The organism is Methyloceanibacter sp. (assembly GCF_051306395.1).
Taxonomy (GTDB): domain Bacteria; phylum Pseudomonadota; class Alphaproteobacteria; order Rhizobiales; family Methyloligellaceae; genus Methyloceanibacter.
In genome coordinates this window covers 1-3016 of the sequence record NZ_JBPPND010000235.1, presented here as the reverse complement: position 1 = coordinate 3016, position 3016 = coordinate 1, and the positions used below count along the sequence as shown (strand labels likewise).

Sequence of the window (3016 nt, the reverse complement as noted above, 5' to 3'; positions counted from 1 at the left end):
AACGCCTGAATAGAGATGCCTGCCGTCGGGGCTTGCCACCAGGCTCTTGGTCCAATGATGGTTGAGCGCTCCGCCCGGCAGGTCGGCAACCTTCTCGCCCTTCGCATTGATCTCCATGGCGCCGTCCTCATACGGAAAGCGCATTACCGCATCCGTGTTGGCCACGTAGAGATCTTCGCCGATCAGCGCCATGCCGAAGGGCGAGTCGAGATTCTCGAGAAAGACCGTCTTCTTGTCGGCTTGGCCGTCTCCATCCTCGTCGCGGAGAAGCATGATCCGATTGGGACTCGGGACGGCCGCACCGGCCCTGTCCATCGCCCAGCCCATGACCCAATCTCTAATGCCTTCACGCCCGCCGGATCGCTTTGGCGCGTTCGTCTCCGCGACCAACACGTCGCCGTTGGGAAGGACATAGAGCCAGCGGGGATGGTCTAGGCTCTTGGCGAAAGCCTTCACCTCGAGCCCTTCGGCCGGCGTCGGCTTTTCGCCATCAGGCCATGCGATCGCCTCGGCGACGTTCACCGTAGGCAAAACGCCCTGGCTAGGCTCGGGAATGTTGGGATTGGCGCCTTGCGATGCCTCTTCCGGGAGATCGGCAGAATCGCAGGCGCTCAGAAGGAGCAATAGCCCGGCGGCAAGCGGCAGGGCGCATTTGGCAAGAAATGTCATTTTTGCCTCAGGGTGGCAGTTTCTGAAGTATCAACGCGCGGGAACATCATCCGTTTCCCAGCCGAATCGCCGCGCCTTTACAAGGGCGCGCCATTCCCATAAATCCGCCGAAAGACAGCCGGACCCGCCGGCCTAGGAGCTTCACCATGGGTTACAGAGTCGCCGTCATCGGCGCGACCGGCAATGTCGGGCGCGAGATGCTCAATATCCTGGCCGAGCGGGAATTCCCCGCCGACGAGGTGATCCCGCTCGCCTCCAGCCGCTCCATCGGCGTGGAGGTGTCTTACGGCGATGCGCGCCTGAAATGCCGCGATCTGGAGAATTTCGACTTCCACGGCGTCGACTTCGCCCTGATGTCCGCGGGCTCCACCATCTCCAAGCAATGGTCGCCCAGGATCGGCTCAGCTGGCTGCGTGGTCATCGACAACTCCTCGTGCTGGCGCTACGACCCGGACGTGCCGCTGATCGTGCCGGAGGTGAATGCGGACGCCATTGCTGGCTTCACCAAGAAGAACATCATCGCCAATCCGAACTGCTCCACGGCGCAGCTCGTCGTCGTGCTGAAGCCGCTCCACGATGCGGCCAAGATCAAGCGCGTGGTGGTCTCGACCTACCAGTCCGTCTCCGGCGCCGGCAAGGAAGCGATGGACGAGCTGTGGAACCAGACCAAGGGCATCTTCGTCACCCAGCCGCCCGAACCCGACAAGTTCACCAAGCAGATCGCCTTCAACGTGATCCCACACATCGACGTCTTCCTCGACGATGGCTCAACCAAGGAAGAGTGGAAGATGATGGTCGAGACCAAGAAGATCCTCGACCCCAAGATCAAGCTCACGGCAACGTGCGTGCGGGTGCCGGTGTTCGTCGGCCACGCCGAGGCCGTCAATATCGAGTTCGAGACGGAACTCACCGCGAAGGCTGCGCGGCGCATCTTGCGCGATGCGCCCGGCGTACTCGTGGTCGATAAACGCGAGCCTGGCGGTTACGTGACGCCCGTCGAATGTGTCGGCGACTATGCGACCTACGTCTCGCGCATTCGCGACGACCAGACGGCGGACAACGCCCTGTCGCTATGGTGCGTGTCGGACAATCTGCGGAAAGGCGCAGCGCTGAACACGATCCAGATCGCCGAGACCATCATCGAGCGCAACCTGCTGAAGAAGGCCGCTTAACGGGGCTGCCGCACCATCGGCGTAATGATCGGCGAATCCCCGGCCTGGATCGTGCCGGTGATTTCGAAGCCGTGCCGCTGGTAGAGCGCCACGTTCCGCTGGCTTGTCGCTTCGAGATAAGCAGGAACCCGATCGGCGTCACAAATCGCGAGCGCGTGCCGGAGAAGTGCCGACCCGTGACCGCGCCCCTGCTGCGCCGGATCGGTACCGATAAGCGGTAAGTACCAGTGCGGCTCTTGCGGATGCGCCTCGCCCATCTGCTCGAGCACGTCGAGGACCGCTGCGCGATCGCCGACCGGCACTGAAGCCTCGATCAACGCCACGAGGGGTCCTTCGTCCGGCTCCACGCCGGGTGGAATCCATAGCGCGGCCGCGGAGCCTTCGATGTGGTGCGCCGTGCCGCAATCGAACGCAGCGCAACTGAAGGCGCGGACGAACGGCGGAAAGTGATCGAGATAGGCGGCAGGTTCCTTGTACGCCCAACGTGCGACCGGATCGCTGCTGAACGCAAGCGCGATCAGTGCCACGCATTTATCTGTGTCAGCGTGTGTTGCGGTCCTGACCTTGGCAGCGGTCATGCGATGGCGCTCCTAGGACTCACACCTCTTCCGACAAAGGCGCGAAGCTGTCGGTCTCCTCGTCGAGCGCCAGCACCGTGCCACTGCCGATATCGAAGTGAAGGCCGTGCAGACTAAGCAGGCCCTCGGCCTCGCGATCTTTCAGCGCCTCGAACGTGCGCAAGTTCGCGAGCGACTGGCGGATGCCGGCCAGCTCGAACGCGGTCTCCTGATCGAACGCCCCGACCTCGCTCTCCTTCACGTCAAGCCCGTCGAGCAGCGTCAGCCAGCGCCCGATGAAGCTCGTCTCGTCCGCCTTGCCCGCCAGCTTCTCGCGATACGCCGCCACGCCGCCGCAATGGGAATGACCCAGCACGATGATGTTCGGCACGTTGAGCACGGTTGCGGCGTACTCTACCGCGGCGCTGGTGCCGTGAAACTTGCCCTCCGGCTCGAACGGCGGGACGAGATTGGCGACATTGCGCATGATGAACAGCTCGCCCGGGCCCGCATCGAAGATCGCGGATACGTCCACACGAGAATCGCAGCAGGCGATGACCATGCCTGTGGGCGATTGGCCTAAGGCTGCGAGCTGGCGATACCGGCCTTTATCGGGCC

At 63.2% G+C, this 3016-nt stretch carries 4 protein-coding genes; 1 reads left to right on the top strand and 3 read right to left on the bottom strand.

Translation table 11 applies throughout. The features are described from left to right. On the bottom strand, positions 1 to 669 hold a 669-nt coding region (locus tag ACSLE4_RS12615; RefSeq protein WP_435904791.1), incomplete at its 3' end, for a DUF7133 domain-containing protein. A gap of 146 nt (positions 670 to 815) precedes the next feature. Between ACSLE4_RS12615 and ACSLE4_RS12610 the strand changes: the two genes are divergently transcribed. Continuing rightward, positions 816 to 1841 (top strand): aspartate-semialdehyde dehydrogenase, encoded by a 1026-nt coding sequence (locus ACSLE4_RS12610; protein WP_435904790.1) that lies wholly within the window; start codon positions 816 to 818, stop codon positions 1839 to 1841. Here ACSLE4_RS12610 and ACSLE4_RS12605 read toward each other — a convergent pair. Beyond that, positions 1838 to 2419, bottom strand: coding sequence for a GNAT family N-acetyltransferase (locus tag ACSLE4_RS12605; RefSeq protein ID WP_435904789.1), 582 nt, complete (start codon positions 2417 to 2419; stop codon positions 1838 to 1840). The two genes, ACSLE4_RS12610 and ACSLE4_RS12605, sit on opposite strands and share 4 nt — an antisense overlap. A 19-nt stretch (positions 2420 to 2438) precedes the next feature. Continuing rightward, a partial coding sequence (locus ACSLE4_RS12600) for a carbonic anhydrase (RefSeq protein ID WP_435904788.1) occupies positions 2439 to 3016 on the bottom strand: 578 nt, incomplete at its 5' end.